Source organism: Mycobacterium sp. DL (assembly GCF_039729195.1).
Classification (GTDB): Bacteria; Actinomycetota; Actinomycetes; order Mycobacteriales; family Mycobacteriaceae; genus Mycobacterium; species Mycobacterium hippocampi_A.
In genome coordinates, this window is record NZ_CP155796.1 from 5,777,743 (window position 1) to 5,792,630 (window position 14,888).

Below are 14,888 nucleotides of genomic sequence, written 5' to 3' on the forward strand. Positions count from 1 at the left end.
GGGCTATGCTGCCGGGTTCTGCCCTTCGGGCTCAACCGCAGACCCGGGTTTCGCGGATTCCCGGGCAGCCGAATCGTCGGGGACCACCACCCACCGCCTCGAGGCCCGCTCCACGGGCTGACGCTCGAAACCGAGGAAGACCTGCAACGCCAGCAGCAGCGCCGCGAGCCCCAGCAGGTAGGCCACGATCGTCGTCACGGTGTTGTTGGCGATGGCCTGCGGGTCGGTGGTGAAGCTGGTCGCAATCGAGAAGATCGACACGACGGTGCTGACCACCCAGACCGCCCACCACACCACGATCGGCCGGCGCAGCCACTTCAGCCTCGTCTCGATGTCGGCCAACTCGATGACGTACACCGGCGCCCACGCCAGGTTCACCACCGGTACGAGACACCCGGCGCGCAGTGCCCAGACCGACCGCGGTTCCTGGTGGCCGTGGTGAGCGAAGGCGGCCGACCGCCGCGCGATCAGCCAGTTCGTCAGCACCAGCGCGCTCGCCACGACCATGAACATCGCGACGACGCTGACCGCGACGCCACCCCACGTCGCCGCCCCGGCCACCCACGGGTTCAGCAGCACGGTGCGGTTGACGATCAGCAACACATAACGAACCAGGTGGATCAACGCTGCGGCACCGAGCACCGCCATCGTCGCCACCAGCGTTCTCCGCACCGCGTTGGCCGACGGACCCCCGCGCACAGCCTGCTGCTGCTCGGCCGGTACGTCGAACTGCTCGACAAGTCCCCAGCGGGGAACGCTCAGGTAGCGCGGCGTCGGGCCGAGTTCACGCCGCCCGCGACGGGGTGGCGGCGGCGTGCCCGGCCGCACGGCCACCCATCGGAATCCCGACGGAAGCGAGGGTCCGGAACGTCGCTGCCCCGGCTGAGCCGGGGCCTGCTGCGGCCCCCACTGCGCCTGACCGGCGGGAGCCGCCGGGGCGAGCAGCGAACCGTTGCACCGCGGACACCAAGCGCGCTGCCGGTCGCGAACGTTCCACCGCGTCCCGCACTGGGAACACACCTGGATCATCTGATCAGCCTAATGGGAGGACCGACGTGGGCCGGTTCAGACCGTGCCCACGCCGCCGCCGTCGGTCACCACGGGGCGTCCCGCCCCCGCCCACGCCAACATGCCGCCGGTGACGTTGACGGGCTCGTAGCCGTTGCGGGCGAGGTACTGCGCAACCCGCTGCGACCGGCCCCCGGCATGGCAGACCACGTACAGCTCGGCCTCGGTGTCGATCTCCGACATCCGCGCCGGAACGTCGCCCATCGGGATGTGCTGGGCACCTGGTGCGTGGCCGCGCTGCCACTCGTCGTCTTCACGCACGTCGAGCAGCACCACCCCGTCACCGAAGGTCCCGGGAACATCACCAATGGCTGCCTGCGGCACGTCTGTGTCTTCCATGACCACATGCTGGCACGGTCCGGCCGCCCGGGACCACCCACCGGTGGCGTCAGCAATCCGCGGGCTATCCACAGTTTCCACAGGTTCATCCACAGGGTCGTCCCTACGCTCACCCCTGTTGACCCGCAACAACGGTGTGACCAGGTGCAGCGCTTGGGGATAACCCGCGGCCGCCACGCCGCAGCGATCAACAGGCGCGTCACCGCCCGAGCGAAATCACTCGCACGGCTAAGCAATAATCTTCCCGCGGACGCCCACCTCGGCTCGATTTCCGCGCGGCGATCACCAGGGGTTATGATCGGCGTCACATGAGTCACTCTGTGACTGATCTCACTGGGGAGGTACAAGCGTGCAGGTGAGGAACATCTGATGGCATCGTCGTCGATGAACTCGGGATCCGCGTTCCAGGAATCCGGATGGCAGTCCTCCCCGCGCGTCTACAACCGCAGCCAGCTGATGGCGTGCCTGCGGGCAGGCGTCATCGCGCTCGTGCTGCTCGGAATCCTGGCACTGATCGTCCTGTTCTGACGGTCACCGGCTCTCGCCGGATCTCGCCGTCCAGATCACCCGGTACGTTTCGGTCGCCTCCACCCACCCGAAATCGTGGGAGTCGGCGGCCCGTGGCGCGTTCGGGTTGTCCGAGCGTGCTTCGAACGTCACGCTCCGCTCCCCGCGGTACACATCACCGACACGCTTGACGAGCCACTGCGACGATTTCGCCGGATGGCGGAAGAGTCGCAACTGGCCGCGCTGCGGGTTGTCGTCACGCAGCGCCAGCAGTCCGTCGCCGGGGTTGAGGGTCGGCCGCATGGAGTCCTCGACGACGACGAAGCCGCGTATCGGCCAGCGACGAAGAGCTGCCCGCAGCCGATGGTTACAGCGCATGGGCTAAGGGTAAGTTAGGGACATGCTGCATCGACTCTTCTCCAACGCCACACCCGCCCATGCCCACTGCGACTTGTACTGCGGCGTCTACGACCCGGCGCAGGCCAAGATCGAGGCGCTCTCGTGCCTCAAGACGCTCCAGAAGTACCACGACTCGGACGACGAGCACTTCAAGGTCCGCGCAATCCTGATCAAGGAGCAGCGCGCCGAGGAGGTCAAGCACCACCTGATGGTGCTCTGGGCCGACTTCTTCACCAAGGACCACTTCGAGCAGTTCCCCAACCTGCACCAGCTGTTCTGGGACGGCGTTCACGGCGCGGGCGACGTGAAGAAGTCGCTCGATGTGGCTGTCGCAGAGAAGCTTCTGAAGACCATCGACGAGATCTCCGACATCTTCTGGCAGACCGAGAAGGCCAAGGGCATGGGCGTCTACCCGCCTGCCTGACGGCAACCTGAAGTTCCCAACCCGGCGTCGCCCGGCTCGGTCTCGCACCGGGCCGGGTTTCGTTTTTCTGCGACTGGCACTCGTGTCCACTTGCGTGCCAAGGGGCACCTGCCTCATCCTGAGCTGATCGACCCACAGTCGTGTCGGGCATTTTCATCAGGATGCCGGGAGGCGGAATGGATCTAGGATCCGGACGGGCGATCGAGATCGCCCCGTTTCATTCGCGTGGGTCCCTCAAGGGTTTTGTGGTGTCGGGCCGCTGGCCGGACTCGACAAAAGAGTGGGCGCAGCTTCTCATGGTCGCCGTGCGCGTGGCATCCCTGCCGGGATTGCTTTCCACCACAACGATTTTCGGCGTCCGGGAGGAGCTCCCTGACGAACCCGAACCGGGCACCGTCGGCCTGGTCGTCGCCGAAGGCACTGTGGTGGGTGAATCCGCCATGGCACCAGGTCATTTCGCCAACCGCCAACCGCCGGCGCTGCTGATGCTGCATCCTCCCTCGGAAACCACCCCGTCCCTTCCCGAATGCAGCGGCGCGGCTTCGGGCTGTGTCCTGCTACCGGGACTGCCGCACCTGGGCCTGGAACACCGGGCTGCGTGGGTGGAGGCAGAGTCCGACGGCACAGTCACATCCATGGTGAGCCGGGTCGGTGTCGACCCGATCAGCCATCCCGACACTGCGATTCTTGCGATGCTCCTTGCCGCGTAAGGGATTTCGAATCTGAGTATTCGAGTCCCTGAACGTTCGATTCGGCTGACCGAAACCCGGCCCAGCGCTGGCGCATTCACTCGTCGCCGGTTATCGTCGGTGTCATCAGCGAAGGGGAGTAGCCCCCAATCGTCGTGTCGACATACTGGCGTGAGCCCGGCAGACGAACCGCAACCCGATCACGGGAGGCGGTGGGCGAGACCTTCGACCGAAGCCTGACCGGTGGTGCAACCTCCTGTCAGGCGGAGAGTCGAAAGGTCTCCCATGCTCACCGCCATCCTCGTCAGTGTCGCCGTGGTGTTCGTCGCCGAACTCGGCGACAAGTCGCAGCTGATCACCATGACGTACGCGCTGCGCCACCGCTGGTGGGTGGTGCTCTCCGGGGTGGCGATCGCCTCGATGCTGGTTCACGGCCTGTCCGTCGCGATCGGCCATTTCCTGGGCATGACACTGCCCGAGCGGCCGATCGCGTTCGCCGCGTCGCTCGCCTTCCTGCTGTTCGCGTGGTGGACCTGGCGCTCCCGCGGCGAGGACGGTGAGGACGACGTGCGTGTCGCCGAACCGCGGTTCGTGGTGTTCGCGATCGTGTCCTCGTTCGTTCTGGCCGAACTCGGCGACAAGACCATGCTCGCCACTGTGGCGCTGGCCAGCGACCACCACTGGGCCGGTGTGTGGATCGGTGCGACGATCGGCATGGTGCTGGCCGACGGCGTGGCCATCGCCGTCGGAGTGCTGATGCACAAGCGGCTTCCCGAGCGGTTCCTGCACGGCCTGGCGAGCGTGCTGTTCCTCCTCTTCGGACTATTCCTGTTCTTCAACGGCGGCCTGGGACTGCCATGGGTGGCGGTCGCGGTCACCGGCGCGGTGGCGGCGCTGGCGGCATCTCTGGCCCTCGTTCAGTGGGGTCGCCGCCGTCGACGCGCTGATCGGTCTGCCGAACAGGAAACTTCGGTAGAGGCGCCCGGGCATGCCACTGGCTACTGACAGTTACCCTGCCTGACTTTCGCGCGCTGACAGCTGTCCTCTGCGGCGCCACGTGGAGCGGAGCACATCGTCGGTGGCGCTGAATTGCTGTGCTCGTGAGTAGACAGCAAACGCAAATACTTCGTTGCAGCTTCGGCGCGGGAGTTGCCCACAGTAAATTGTCAGGTCCGTCTGCCGCGATGGCGCACAAGGTGCGCGTACGCTTGCTACGGGACCGTTATTATTTGCTTGGCTGCTCCGTGGCGTGGCAATCGAACCGTCCCGCACCACAGTCGTTCGACCCGGGAGCGGCGGGCCGAGAGGCCGAACCGCGTTAACCTATTATTCAGTTTGCACTTGGTTGTCGCCACAACTGTCGCTACGATGATCAGCAAATACGCCGCCCAAGAACACCGCTCGTCTGCATGTGGAGGTCAATCCAATGAGCAATACTTTCGCCGCTCGCCTGAACCGATTGTTCGACGTGGTCTACCCGCCGGGACGGGGTCCCCACACCTCGGCCGAAGTGATCGCAGCGCTGAAGGCGGAGGGGGTCACCATGTCCGCCCCGTACCTGTCGCAGCTGCGCTCCGGCAACCGAACCAACCCGTCTGCGGCAACGATGGCGGCGCTTGCCAACTTCTTCCGGATCAAGCCTGCGTACTTCACCGACGACGAGTACTACGAGAAGCTCGACAAGGAGCTCACGTGGCTGGCCGGAATGCGCGACGAAGGTGTTCGCCGCATTGCGGCGCGCACGGTCGGCCTCTCCGCCGAGGCCAAGCAGGACATCTCGCAGAAGGTCGATGAACTGCGCCGTCGCGAGAACCTGGACGCTTAGCCCGACCGCCGGGTCCGGATGGAAGCCGGCGAATCACGCCTGCTTTTTCTGATTCTCCCCGACGTCGACGGCACCGAGTGTGAGCTGTCGGTACTGACTGGCGATTTCGAGTATCCACTCCCTGTCGGAGTAGCTCTCCGGTTGGCGTAACCACGCCAAGCCCGGGAACTCGGCCCGCTCTCCCACAGCGGCGCCGTCGCTACTCTGGTGAATCCAGCGAGCCAGGGCTGCTGCCTGATCCTCCGGCGCAATGTCCAGTGCGGGCAGGTCGGCAAGGTCTTCCAGGTCGTCGCGATCGCCGGTGTCGGTCCCGCCGCGTCCCTGCCGTGTGCCCGCGGCGTCGATGCGGTGCAGTGCCCCGTCGGCGGCGGTGGCCTCGAGGAACAGTGCGTCCGAGATCAGCGACATCCGTTCGGCCACCCGGAACACCAGCGGCCCCCGCGGGCGGACACCGATCCCCACGTCAGGATGTCGGCGACCGAGTTCGTCGAGTATCGGCTGGATCGTGCGCAGTTCCCGCCTGGCGCCGAACCAGTCCTCGACGCTGGGCAGCAGGGATCCGGCCGCAACGATCAGCATCGCGCATCCCAGCAGCGTCGCGGCGGCTCCGATCCCCACACGGTCGCTGGTTCCGGCAGCGCGCAGCAGGACAAACGCCAGCGCCATCACGATCAGGACGATCCCGATCGTGAAGACGAACAGCGCGCGCCCGCGCCTGCTGCGGTTGGAGTGCCGTAGCCCCGCCCATGCCACCAGGCTCAGGGCCAGCATGACGTACAACAGCGGAAGCAGCCAGGTCAGTGATGCGCCACCCGAGCCGAGATGGCGCCTGAGGTACTCCTCCGGCGACATCTCGGGTTGTTGACCGTTGGAGAAGAAGATGAACATGCTCGCCACCGCGATCACCGCGGCGACGCTGTACTGCGCGAGGGCGATCTTCTTGGCCACCGCCGGCGTCCGGATCGACGAGACCGTCGTGATCATCACGCAACTGCCGGCCGCGCAGGCGATCAGCGCCACCTGACTCAGCCCGATCGAGATGTTGGGCCAGCGCAGCAGGGTGTCGAGCAGCAGCGTCAACGGCTGCCAGTTCAGCGCCGCCACCGCACCCAGGCTGCCCAGCGCCAGGATCATCGCGGTGCTCACCAGCGACTGCTTGTTGACCAGCGCCCACCCGATGCGAAGGCCAGTGGCCAAGCCAAGCAGGCCGGCGATCACCCAGATGATCAACCAAACGCCTCTCCGAGTCGCACCTGGACGATCGACGACCGGTCTGAGGGCAGGCGCCCCAGCCGGAAGATGAGCAGCGCGGCGAAGTCCTCGGCCTCCTGCTCCTGGTCCTCGCCGTTGGGGCCCATGCAGCCGGTGCGCTGATTGAGCATGTAGCCGATCAGCTCGGAGCTGGCCACCTCGGTGCTCTCCTTGGCAGCCTGTACGACGGGGATGCCGTCGTGACCGAGCACGAGGTGCCCGAGTTCATGGGCCAGCGTCCGGTCCCACGCGGGGAGGCCCTGTTGGATCAGGAACACGTCGTGATCCGCATACTGGCGCCACTGACCGCAGACCCCTGGCGGCAGGTCGGCGGTGGTGAGCTCGATCGGCCTGCCGCGGTTCTCACTGACCGCGTCGACCAGTCGAGGCAACGACACCTCACCCCGTTTCGGGGCCAGGTCGAGCACCTCGCTGACCGCGCGGGTGACGCGGCGGCTGGCAGGCATGTCTCCCCCTCTCGATGATCTCCACTATCCGCTGCCCGCCGTCGCGAGGCGAGCGATTCCCGCTAGTTCATGTACCGCCCGACACCGCTGTGGCGGACCGCATGGCCTGCTTTGGCCTGGCGGTACCCTACAAAGCCCCCCGCTCCGGTGAGTACCAGAATCCCGAGCAGACCCGGCACCGCGAGCACGGCGATCTGCGCCATTCCGGCGGACCTCAAATACTCGCCGTATCCGACGCGGAAGGACGACGCGGGCAGCGTGGCAGGGCCGCCCGCGGTCGCCGGGAGCGGCTCACGGACTCTGGGCGGTTCCGCAGGACCCTGGCGCGGCGCCGCCGGCAACGACGATCCGGCGCCGCTGCCGGTCGGACCGGCCGCGAGACCGGCCGGCCCGGGACCCAGAACAGTCGGGGCGACAACAAGAACGGGCACGCTGATCGGAGCGCCGGAGAGCCCGGTTCCGGCCACCCCGACGCCGGGCACCGTATCCACGATCTCGGGCTCGATGGGCTCCCCCACCGGAGGAGGGATCTCCGGTGGAATGCCGATCGGCGGAAACGGCAGCCCCACCGGAGGCCGTCCCGGATAACCGCCGCCGTCGCCACCCGACTGCGGCGGGTCGGTGTCCGGTTGCGGCCACGGCCATGGCCAGCAGTCGTCTTCGCCGTCGTCACAGCACGGCGGAGGTGGTTCCTTGTCCCCGTCTTCATCCCGCGGGGGAACCCCGGGTTCGTCCTCGGCTTTCGGATCGACCGTCCCGTCGTCCTCGCGGACTGCGGGTTCGGCTTCGTCGCCGGACCCCTCCTTTTCGTCGCCGGACCCCGGTTCGTCGCGCTTGTCGCCCTCGCGTTCGCCCCTGGAAGGATCCCCGTCCGATTCCCTCGAGTCGGGGCGACCATCCGCCGATGGCGCGGCGTCGGTCTGGCGATCTGAGGTGTCACCGCTGGTGGGCTGTCCCGTGTCGGCGACCGCAACGGCGCTGCCCACACCGCCGAACAGCAATCCCGAGGCCGCAACGCAGGCCGCTGCGGCAACACGCGCACGCGAACCCACGTCGCCACCTGCCCTTCGACGTACCTGGTGCCGTCCGACCCCCGATGCTGGGTCGATTCTCGCACAATCGCGCGCTGCGGTTTGCTGAGAAGCCCAAACGCCTTGGTTGCCGGGCCGCAGCCACCCCGGTCGGCGCCGAACGCTAGGGTTTGGTCAGCGCCACCGCTGAATACCCGGCGGGATGTGTCGACGAAAGATCTTGGGAGGCCGCAGGGATGAGTCTGTTCAAACGACGTAAATCCCGCGCTACCCGCCGGGCCGAGGCCCGCGCGATCAAGGCGAAGGCCAAGCTCGAAGCCAGGCTGTCGGCCAAGAACGAGGTCCGTCGGTTCAAGTCCGAGCAGAAAGCCCAGACACGGGCGCTGCGGGCCCAGCTCAACGCGCAGCGCGACAGTGACCGGGCGGCGCTCAAAGTTGCTGAAACACAGTTGAAGGCCGCCCGCGAGGGCAAGTTGTTCTCGCCCACGAAGGTTCGCAGGGCACTCACCGTGTCGCGTTTGCTGGCGCCGGTGGTGGTGCCCCTGGTCTACCGCGCGTCCATTGCCGCTCGCGGGCTGATCGACGAGCGTCGGGCTGACAAGCTGGGCGTGCCGCTGAGCCAGCTCGGGCAGTTCTCCGGACACGGTGCCCAGTTCTCGGCGCGGATCGCGGGGGCCGAACAGTCGCTGCGTCAGTTGTCCGAGAAGAAGCCCAAGGACCCGGAGACCAAGCAGTTCACCGCCGCCATGACCGAACGGCTCAGCGACCTGGCAGCCGCGGTCACTGCGGCGGAGAACATGCCCACCGCACGCCGGAAAGCCGCCCACGCCGCCATCGCCGAGCAACTCGACGGCATCGACGCCGACCTGCTGGCGCGCCTGGGCGTGGTCTGACACCCGACCCGATGAGAGCACTGCAGCGAACCGTCCCCGCCATGGTCCTTGTCCTCGTCGGCGCCGCGCTCACCGTCGGTCTCCTCGCCGGGGCACTGACGCAGGCCGGACCGGCGTGGGCACACGCCACCCGGATCGCCGCCGACCCCGCCGAGAACACCGAGTTGACCGAACAGCCGGCCCGCGTGAGCGCAACCTTCAACGAGCCGATGCAGGCCCAGTTCGCGGCGATGACGGTGATCGGACCCGACGGCGATCAGTGGACCGACGGTGAACCCGAGGTCGACGGCGCGGTGATCAGCGTCGGCGTGCGCCCCGGCGGTCCCTCCGGCGACTACACCGTGAACTACCGGGCAACCTCCGCCGATGGACACGTCGTCACCGGCTCGTGGTCGTACCGCCTGATCGCGTCCGCACCCGGCACCGTGGAGCCGCCGACGACGTCCGCGTCGCCGGTGGCCACCCCCGAACCTCCGACAGCGGCCGGCGACGACGGCGGCATCCCGGTCTGGCCGATCGCCGCCGCGGCGTCGGCGATCGTGGCGGCCGGCGCGATATTGGCGGTCCGGCGCAGGTCGTGACGCACTATCGCGCGGTGGCGGGCGCTGTCCTTGTCACCGTCGCGGCATGTGCGATGGCCTGGGCACTGGCGTATCCCGACACTTCTCTGGCTCCCGCGATGGCCAGGGCGGTCGCCGACGGGGCGGCGGTCGTCACCCTGGGCCTGGCCGTTCTGCCGGCCCTGGACACCGGACGGCACCGCGACGAGTTCGCGCAGCGCACCACCTCACCGCTGGTGGCCGCATCGGCCGCGTGGGTGATCGCCGAGTTCGTCCGGCTCGTCCTCGCAGCGGCCGAGGCGGCGGGGACGGGTCCCACCGGCCTCGGGCTGAGGACCGCCGCAGACTTCACCCTGTACACCGCTCCGGGGCGCGCGGGTCTGGTCACGGTGACCGGCGCCGCAGCGGTGCTCCTGATCGCCGCGATCGCCCCGCGCTCAGGCCCGTCGCGCGCCGTCGCCGCCGGCGTGGCTGCGGTCGGCATTCTCGGGCACCCGCTGACCGGGCATCTGTCGGCGAGCCCGTGGGGAGGGACCGCGATCGCGGTCCACGCCCTCGCCGCGGCGCTGTGGTGCGGCGTTCTCGCCGGTCTGGTCCTCACCGTCGAGCACCGCGGTCAATGGGCCCGGGTACTGCCCCGCTTCTCTGGGCTGTCGCTGTGGTGCGTCGCGGTGCTGCTGGCGGCAGGCGTCGTCGGCGCAGCAGTGGTGATCAGCTCACCCACCGATCTGTACACCACCGGGTACGGCAGGGTGCTGACCGCCAAGATCGTGCTGACCGCAGTGCTGATGGCCTTGGCATGGCGTAATCGGGCGCACTGGCTGCCCGCCGCGCGAGCGCACCGTGCCACGGCCGTCATCTCACGCTCACGCGCATACACCGAACTGGCGCTGATGGCCGTGACATTGGCTGCGGCCGCCGCCCTCGCGGTCACCGGATGACGCCAGAATCGACGTGAGTTCGCCCCCTGGCATGATGGGGACACTGCCGGGTGCAGACCACGCAAAAGGAGCAGTTACATGGCAGACCAGCCGGATCGGCCCGACGAGAGTCCCGATGCCGCCACCCCTGCGCGCGAACCGTCGGCGCCGCCGGTGAACGAGGCGCCGGCCGCGAAGAAGGCCGTGCCCGCCAAGAAGGCGAGCGCTGCGAAGAAGGCTCCCGCGAAGAAAGCTGCTGCCAAGAAGGCTCCGGCGAAGAAAGCTGTACCCGCCAAGAAGGCCCCGGCACCTGCGCCACAGGCGTCTCCCACGCCACTCGCGAAGACGAACGGCGACCTGGCCTCGGCCGCCAAAGAGGCAGCAGCACAAGCCAAAGCAGCCGTCGCCACCGCCACCGACACAGTCGCCGGCGCGCCCCCGGCCCAGCGGGACGAACACGACTCGTCGCGTCTTCCCGTCGCCGCGGCGCTGATCGCCGGGCTGTTGACGATCGTCGCGGTGCTCTACGTCGCCCGACGCAGCAGTGGCGAGTAGACAATTCATGACTGTTAACCCCCGCCCCACCGCCGACCTCGTCGACGAGATCGGTTCCGACGTCCGCAGCTGCGATCTGCAGCTCGGTCAGTACGGCGGCCGCGCCCAGTTCGCCGGGCCGATCACCACCGTGCGGTGCTTCGAGGACAACGCCCTGCTCAAGTCGGTGCTCTCCGAACCGGGCGACGGCGGTGTGCTGGTGATCGACGGGGCCGGATCGGTGCACTCCGCGCTGGTCGGTGACCTGATCGCCGAGTTGGCCCGGTCCAACGGGTGGTCGGGCCTAATCATCAACGGCGCGGTGCGGGATGCGGCGGTGCTCCGGACGCTCGACATCGGCATCAAGGCGCTGGGCACCAACCCGCGTAAGAGCTCCAAGACCGGCGAGGGCGTGCGTGACGGCGCCGTCGAGTTCGGGGGCGTGGTGTTCGTACCCGGGCACATCGCGCACAGCGACGACGACGGCATCGTCGTCGTCGCTGCCCCGGGCTGACTACCGGCTACGCGGATGTCGTCGCAGGCACCCGGTTCCGGGAGAAGGCCAACGCGTCGTCGTCCACCTTCCCGCGCCGGATGGACTGCAGGTCGATCAGGTAGTTCTGCTTGAGCCGCCACGGTGCACGCGAACCCTGCTTCGGCAGGTAATCCAGCGCCCGCAACACATAGCCGGGCGTGAAGTCCATCAGCGGGCGCTCGTCCACACTGTTGCCCGGATGGCGCGGCTCGACGGTGTCGTAGTCGTTGGCGTCCATGTGGTTGATGACGCGGCAGAAGAACTCCGAGACCAGGTCTGCCTTCAGGGTCCACGACGCATTGGTGTACCCGATGGTGAAGGCCATGTTGGGCATCTCGGTCAGCATCATGCCCTTGTAGGCCATCGTGTCGTTGAGTTCGATCTCCTTGCCGTTGCGGGTGATCTGCGCCCCGCCGAACAGCTGGAGGTTCAAACCCGTTGCCGTGACGATGATGTCGGCTTCGAGTTCCTGACCGGACGACAGCTTGATGCCCGCAGCGGTGAACCGCTCGATCGTATCGGTGACCACGTCGGCCTTGCCCGAGCGGATCGTCTTGAACAGGTCGCCGTTGGGCGCGAGGCACAGCCGCTCGTCCCACGGGTTGTAACTGGGTCCGAAGTGCTTGGCGACGTCATAACCCTCAGGCAGGCGGCGCTGCGCCATCGTCATCAACGTCTTGCGCATGAATTTCGGGAAACGGCGGGCGAGCTGGTACTGCGCCGACTGGAAAACGATGCTCTTCCAACGGTTCACGACGTAGGCCGGTTTGGTGGGCAGTGTCTTGTTCATCCGGACGGTGAACGGGTCCACGTCGGGCAGCGCGCCGACGTAGGTCGGCGACCGCTGCAGCATCGTCACGTGGCCGGCCCCTGAATTGGCAAGTGCCGGAATGAGAGTGATGGCGGTGGCACCACTGCCGATGACGACGATGCGCTTGCCCGTGTAGTCGAGATCCTCGGGCCAGTGCTGCGGGTGGATGATGGTGCCGGCGAAGTCCTCGGATCCCGCGAACTCGGGCGAGAAGCCCTGGTCGTAGTTGTAGTAGCCGCTGCACGCCATCAGGTACCGGGCAGAGATCTCGATCTGCTCGCCGTCGCGATCCACGTGCACCGTCCAGCGACTGTCCTCGTCGGACCAGTCGGCGGACTTGACGTTCTGGCCGTAACGGATGTGCTTGTCGATGCCGGACTCGGCGACGGTCTCCTGGAGGTAGGCCATGATGTCCGGCCCATCGGCGATCGCCTTGTCCGAAGTCCACGGCTTGAACCGGAAGCCGAGGGTGAACATGTCGGAGTCCGAACGGATGCCCGGGTACTTGAACAGGTCCCAGGTGCCGCCGAGATTGTCCCGGCGTTCCAGGATCACATAGCTCTTGCCCGGACAGCGGTCCTGCAGATGCCAAGCGGCGCTGATGCCGGAGATGCCGGCTCCCACGATCACTACGTCGACAAATTCGGTCATGACGTCAAGTTATCAACGCGGTGTCGAATAAGTCAACAGTCTGTCGAGAAACTCGACGTGATGTAAAGTCGCGGACGTGACGACTGCCAGCCAAGCCCGCCCCGGCCGGGGCCGACGCGCCGCGCGCCCATCCGGGGACGATCGCGAGCTGGCCATCCTGGAGACCGCCGAGCGGCTCCTCGAAGGCCGATCGCTGGCCGAGATCTCGGTCGACGATCTGGCCCGGGGGGCCGGCATCTCGCGCCCGACGTTCTACTTCTACTTCTCCTCCAAAGATGCCGTCCTGCTCACGCTTCTCGAGCGGGTGATCGGCGAGGCCGACGCCGCCCTGCAGCGGTTGATCGCGAATCGACCCGCGGACCGCCGCGCGATCTGGCGTGACGGCATCAACGCATTCGTCCGGACCTTCGGCGCACACCGGGCGGTCTGCGCGGCCACGGTCGCGCTCAAGTCCACCCACTCCGAGGCCCGTGACCTGTGGGCGACGTCGATGCAACGCTGGATCGATCACATCGCCGCGGTCATCGAGGCCGAACGGGCGGCCGGTGCGGCGCCGGTGACGCTGCCCGCCCTCGAGTTGTCCACCGCGCTGAACCTGATGAACGAATCGGTGATGACGGCGTCGTTCGCCGGCCACCAGCCCGCCCTCGCCGACGACAGAGTCCTCGACAACCTCGTCCACATCTGGACCACGAGCATCTACGGCGCCGGGACAGCCTGACCTGTCGGCAGTGGATGCGAACATATGTTCGTGTCCGACGCCTCTGCGCGATCGCCGGCCCGGTCGGCGACCATCCTGCACGCCGACCTCGACTCGTTCTACGCGTCGGTCGAGCAGCGTGATGATCCCACGCTGCGCGGCCGGCCGGTGATCGTCGGCGGCGGCGTCGTTCTGGCTGCCAGCTATGAGGCGAAGGCCTACGGGGTGCGCACCGCGATGGGTGGACGCCAGGCCCGGGCGCTGTGTCCCCACGCCGTGGTGGTCCCACCGCGGATGGGGGCGTACTCGCAGGCCAGCACTGCGGTGTTCGAGGTGTTCCACGACACCACTCCGGTTGTCGAACCGCTGTCGGTCGACGAGGCGTTCCTCGACGTCTCCGGGTTACGCCGGGTGGCGGGCACCCCGGTCCAGATCGGCGCCCGGCTTCGCGAAGAGGTCCGCGACCGGGTCGGGCTGCCGATCACCGTCGGCATCGCCCGCACCAAGTTCCTCGCCAAGGTCGCGAGCCAGGAGGGAAAACCCGACGGGCTTCTCCTGGTGCCACCGGACCGCGAGTTGGCCTTTCTGCACCCGTTACCGGTGCGTCGACTGTGGGGGGTCGGGGCGAAGACCGCCGACAAACTGCGCGCGCACGGTATCCAGACCGTCGCCGACGTGGCGGAGCTCAGCGAACCGATGCTGAACTCCATGGTCGGCGGGGCGATGGGGAGGCAGCTTTTTGCGTTGTCCCGCAACATCGATCACCGCCGGGTGGTGACGGGTCATCGCCGTCGTTCGGTGGGCGCGCAACGCGCGCTCGGACGGGCAGGCAACACGATGTCGCCGGCCGACGTGGACGCCGTCGTCGTCAATCTGATCGACCGGATCACCCGACGGATGCGCAAGGCCGGTCGATCCGGTCGCACCGTGGTGCTGCGGTTGCGCTTCGACGACTTCGGCCGGGCGACGCGCTCGCACACGATGCCGCAGGCCACCGCATCAACCGACGTCGTTCTCGGTGCCGCACGCGCCTTGGTCGCCGCAGCGGGCCCGCTGATCGCCGAGCGCGGCCTGACGCTGGTCGGCTTCGCCGTGTGCAACATCGACCGCGACGGAGCCCAACAGATGGAGCTGCCATTCGCCGAAGCGGTGCACACCCGGGACTCGCTGACCATCGACGTGGCGATCGACCGGGTCCGGGGCCGCTACGGCAACGCCGCCCTGACGCGCGGGGTACTGCTGGGGCGCGACCCCGGCCTGGAGATGCCGATGCTGCCGGACTGA

Annotated in this window: 19 protein-coding genes; 12 read left to right on the plus strand and 7 right to left on the minus strand. The window is 67.7% G+C overall.

Annotated features, from left to right (window positions below):
• Nucleotides 1-3: 3 nt before the first annotated feature.
• Entirely contained in the window at nt 4-1,029 is a 1,026-nt protein-coding gene (locus tag ABDC78_RS27420; RefSeq protein WP_178359699.1) for a DUF4328 domain-containing protein, read from the minus strand.
• Between the two features lie 36 nt (nt 1,030-1,065).
• The gene (locus ABDC78_RS27425; protein ID WP_178359698.1) at nt 1,066-1,407 is read right to left on the minus strand and encodes a rhodanese-like domain-containing protein; all 342 of its coding nucleotides are present in this window, start codon (nt 1,405-1,407) and stop codon (nt 1,066-1,068) included.
• A gap of 369 nt (nt 1,408-1,776) precedes the next feature.
• Between ABDC78_RS27425 and ABDC78_RS27430 the strand changes: the two genes are divergently transcribed.
• Nucleotides 1,777-1,935, plus strand: a complete 159-nt coding sequence (locus ABDC78_RS27430) for a hypothetical protein (protein ID WP_178359697.1) — start codon at nt 1,777-1,779, stop codon at nt 1,933-1,935.
• A 3-nt stretch (nt 1,936-1,938) separates the two neighbouring features.
• Here the strand turns inward: ABDC78_RS27430 and ABDC78_RS27435 are convergent, their stop codons facing one another.
• Complete coding sequence (locus tag ABDC78_RS27435; protein WP_256736152.1) at nt 1,939-2,292, minus strand: S26 family signal peptidase; 354 nt, start codon at nt 2,290-2,292, stop codon at nt 1,939-1,941.
• A 22-nt stretch (nt 2,293-2,314) separates the two neighbouring features.
• On the opposite strand from ABDC78_RS27435, the gene sodN reads away from it, so the two are divergent.
• From sodN to ABDC78_RS27455, 4 genes are all read left to right on the plus strand, one after another.
• Nucleotides 2,315-2,737, plus strand: coding sequence for a superoxide dismutase, Ni (sodN, locus tag ABDC78_RS27440; protein WP_178359696.1), 423 nt, complete (start codon nt 2,315-2,317; stop codon nt 2,735-2,737).
• Between the two features lie 176 nt (nt 2,738-2,913).
• Nucleotides 2,914-3,447, plus strand: a complete 534-nt coding sequence (locus ABDC78_RS27445; protein ID WP_178359695.1) for a peptidase — start codon at nt 2,914-2,916, stop codon at nt 3,445-3,447.
• A 264-nt stretch (nt 3,448-3,711) separates the two neighbouring features.
• Complete coding sequence (locus tag ABDC78_RS27450; protein WP_178359694.1) at nt 3,712-4,431, plus strand: TMEM165/GDT1 family protein; 720 nt, start codon at nt 3,712-3,714, stop codon at nt 4,429-4,431.
• Between the two features lie 421 nt (nt 4,432-4,852).
• Entirely contained in the window at nt 4,853-5,251 is a 399-nt protein-coding gene (locus tag ABDC78_RS27455; protein WP_178359693.1) for a helix-turn-helix transcriptional regulator, read from the plus strand.
• A 33-nt stretch (nt 5,252-5,284) separates the two neighbouring features.
• On the opposite strand, the gene ABDC78_RS27460 is transcribed toward ABDC78_RS27455, so the two are convergent.
• The 3 genes from ABDC78_RS27460 to ABDC78_RS27470 all read right to left on the minus strand — a co-directional run bounded on the left by ABDC78_RS27460 (nt 5,285) and on the right by ABDC78_RS27470 (nt 8,021).
• The gene (locus ABDC78_RS27460) at nt 5,285-6,481 is read right to left on the minus strand and encodes a hypothetical protein (protein WP_178359692.1); all 1,197 of its coding nucleotides are present in this window, start codon (nt 6,479-6,481) and stop codon (nt 5,285-5,287) included.
• Entirely contained in the window at nt 6,478-6,969 is a 492-nt protein-coding gene (locus tag ABDC78_RS27465; RefSeq protein ID WP_178359691.1) for a DUF955 domain-containing protein, read from the minus strand. The genes ABDC78_RS27460 and ABDC78_RS27465 overlap by 4 nt, the downstream gene beginning before the upstream one ends.
• Before the next feature lie 62 nt (nt 6,970-7,031).
• The gene (locus tag ABDC78_RS27470; protein WP_178359690.1) at nt 7,032-8,021 is read right to left on the minus strand and encodes a hypothetical protein; all 990 of its coding nucleotides are present in this window, start codon (nt 8,019-8,021) and stop codon (nt 7,032-7,034) included.
• A gap of 215 nt (nt 8,022-8,236) precedes the next feature.
• On the opposite strand from ABDC78_RS27470, the gene ABDC78_RS27475 reads away from it, so the two are divergent.
• The 5 genes from ABDC78_RS27475 (at nt 8,237) to rraA (ending at nt 11,421) form a co-directional block, all read left to right on the plus strand.
• Nucleotides 8,237-8,893: a DUF6474 family protein gene (locus ABDC78_RS27475; RefSeq protein WP_178359689.1), complete on the plus strand. Its 657-nt coding sequence runs from the start codon at nt 8,237-8,239 to the stop codon at nt 8,891-8,893.
• Nucleotides 8,894-8,934: 41 nt separating this feature from the next.
• Nucleotides 8,935-9,474, plus strand: a complete 540-nt coding sequence (locus ABDC78_RS27480) for a copper resistance CopC family protein (RefSeq protein WP_256736151.1) — start codon at nt 8,935-8,937, stop codon at nt 9,472-9,474.
• 53 nt (nt 9,475-9,527) lie between these two features.
• Entirely contained in the window at nt 9,528-10,394 is an 867-nt protein-coding gene (locus ABDC78_RS27485) for a CopD family protein (RefSeq protein ID WP_178359737.1), read from the plus strand.
• 78 nt (nt 10,395-10,472) lie between these two features.
• Nucleotides 10,473-10,928, plus strand: a complete 456-nt coding sequence (locus ABDC78_RS27490) for a hypothetical protein (protein ID WP_178359687.1) — start codon at nt 10,473-10,475, stop codon at nt 10,926-10,928.
• A gap of 7 nt (nt 10,929-10,935) precedes the next feature.
• A complete protein-coding gene (gene rraA, locus ABDC78_RS27495) occupies nt 10,936-11,421 on the plus strand; it encodes a ribonuclease E activity regulator RraA (protein ID WP_178359686.1) in 486 nt (161 codons plus the stop codon).
• Between the two features lie 7 nt (nt 11,422-11,428).
• Here rraA and ABDC78_RS27500 read toward each other — a convergent pair whose 3' ends face one another.
• Nucleotides 11,429-12,904: an NAD(P)/FAD-dependent oxidoreductase gene (locus tag ABDC78_RS27500; RefSeq protein ID WP_178359685.1), complete on the minus strand. Its 1,476-nt coding sequence runs from the start codon at nt 12,902-12,904 to the stop codon at nt 11,429-11,431.
• A 76-nt stretch (nt 12,905-12,980) separates the two neighbouring features.
• Here ABDC78_RS27500 and ABDC78_RS27505 point away from each other — a divergent pair, with 76 nt between their 5' ends.
• Nucleotides 12,981-13,625 carry a TetR/AcrR family transcriptional regulator gene (locus tag ABDC78_RS27505; RefSeq protein ID WP_178359684.1) on the plus strand — a complete coding sequence of 215 codons (645 nt, stop codon included), beginning with the start codon at nt 12,981-12,983 and terminating at the stop codon, nt 13,623-13,625.
• A gap of 24 nt (nt 13,626-13,649) precedes the next feature.
• Nucleotides 13,650-14,888 carry a DNA polymerase IV gene (gene dinB, locus ABDC78_RS27510; RefSeq protein ID WP_178359683.1) on the plus strand — a complete coding sequence of 413 codons (1,239 nt, stop codon included), beginning with the start codon at nt 13,650-13,652 and terminating at the stop codon, nt 14,886-14,888.

Coding starts and splice junctions, on each gene's coding strand:
- ABDC78_RS27475 (WP_178359689.1), top strand. CDS start 8,237: ATGAGTCTGTTCAAACGACGTAAATCCCGCGCTACCCGCCGGGCCGAG.
- ABDC78_RS27500 (WP_178359685.1), bottom strand. CDS start 12,904: ATGACCGAATTTGTCGACGTAGTGATCGTGGGAGCCGGCATCTCCGGC.
- ABDC78_RS27445 (WP_178359695.1), top strand. CDS start 2,914: ATGGATCTAGGATCCGGACGGGCGATCGAGATCGCCCCGTTTCATTCG.
- ABDC78_RS27435 (WP_256736152.1), bottom strand. CDS start 2,292: ATGCGCTGTAACCATCGGCTGCGGGCAGCTCTTCGTCGCTGGCCGATA.
- rraA (WP_178359686.1), top strand. CDS start 10,936: ATGACTGTTAACCCCCGCCCCACCGCCGACCTCGTCGACGAGATCGGT.
- ABDC78_RS27465 (WP_178359691.1), bottom strand. CDS start 6,969: ATGCCTGCCAGCCGCCGCGTCACCCGCGCGGTCAGCGAGGTGCTCGAC.
- ABDC78_RS27420 (WP_178359699.1), bottom strand. CDS start 1,029: ATGATCCAGGTGTGTTCCCAGTGCGGGACGCGGTGGAACGTTCGCGAC.
- ABDC78_RS27455 (WP_178359693.1), top strand. CDS start 4,853: ATGAGCAATACTTTCGCCGCTCGCCTGAACCGATTGTTCGACGTGGTC.
- sodN (WP_178359696.1), top strand. CDS start 2,315: ATGCTGCATCGACTCTTCTCCAACGCCACACCCGCCCATGCCCACTGC.
- ABDC78_RS27485 (WP_178359737.1), top strand. CDS start 9,528: ATGGCCTGGGCACTGGCGTATCCCGACACTTCTCTGGCTCCCGCGATG.
- ABDC78_RS27450 (WP_178359694.1), top strand. CDS start 3,712: ATGCTCACCGCCATCCTCGTCAGTGTCGCCGTGGTGTTCGTCGCCGAA.
- ABDC78_RS27425 (WP_178359698.1), bottom strand. CDS start 1,407: ATGGAAGACACAGACGTGCCGCAGGCAGCCATTGGTGATGTTCCCGGG.
- ABDC78_RS27430 (WP_178359697.1), top strand. CDS start 1,777: ATGGCATCGTCGTCGATGAACTCGGGATCCGCGTTCCAGGAATCCGGA.
- dinB (WP_178359683.1), top strand. CDS start 13,650: ATGTTCGTGTCCGACGCCTCTGCGCGATCGCCGGCCCGGTCGGCGACC.
- ABDC78_RS27490 (WP_178359687.1), top strand. CDS start 10,473: ATGGCAGACCAGCCGGATCGGCCCGACGAGAGTCCCGATGCCGCCACC.
- ABDC78_RS27480 (WP_256736151.1), top strand. CDS start 8,935: ATGGTCCTTGTCCTCGTCGGCGCCGCGCTCACCGTCGGTCTCCTCGCC.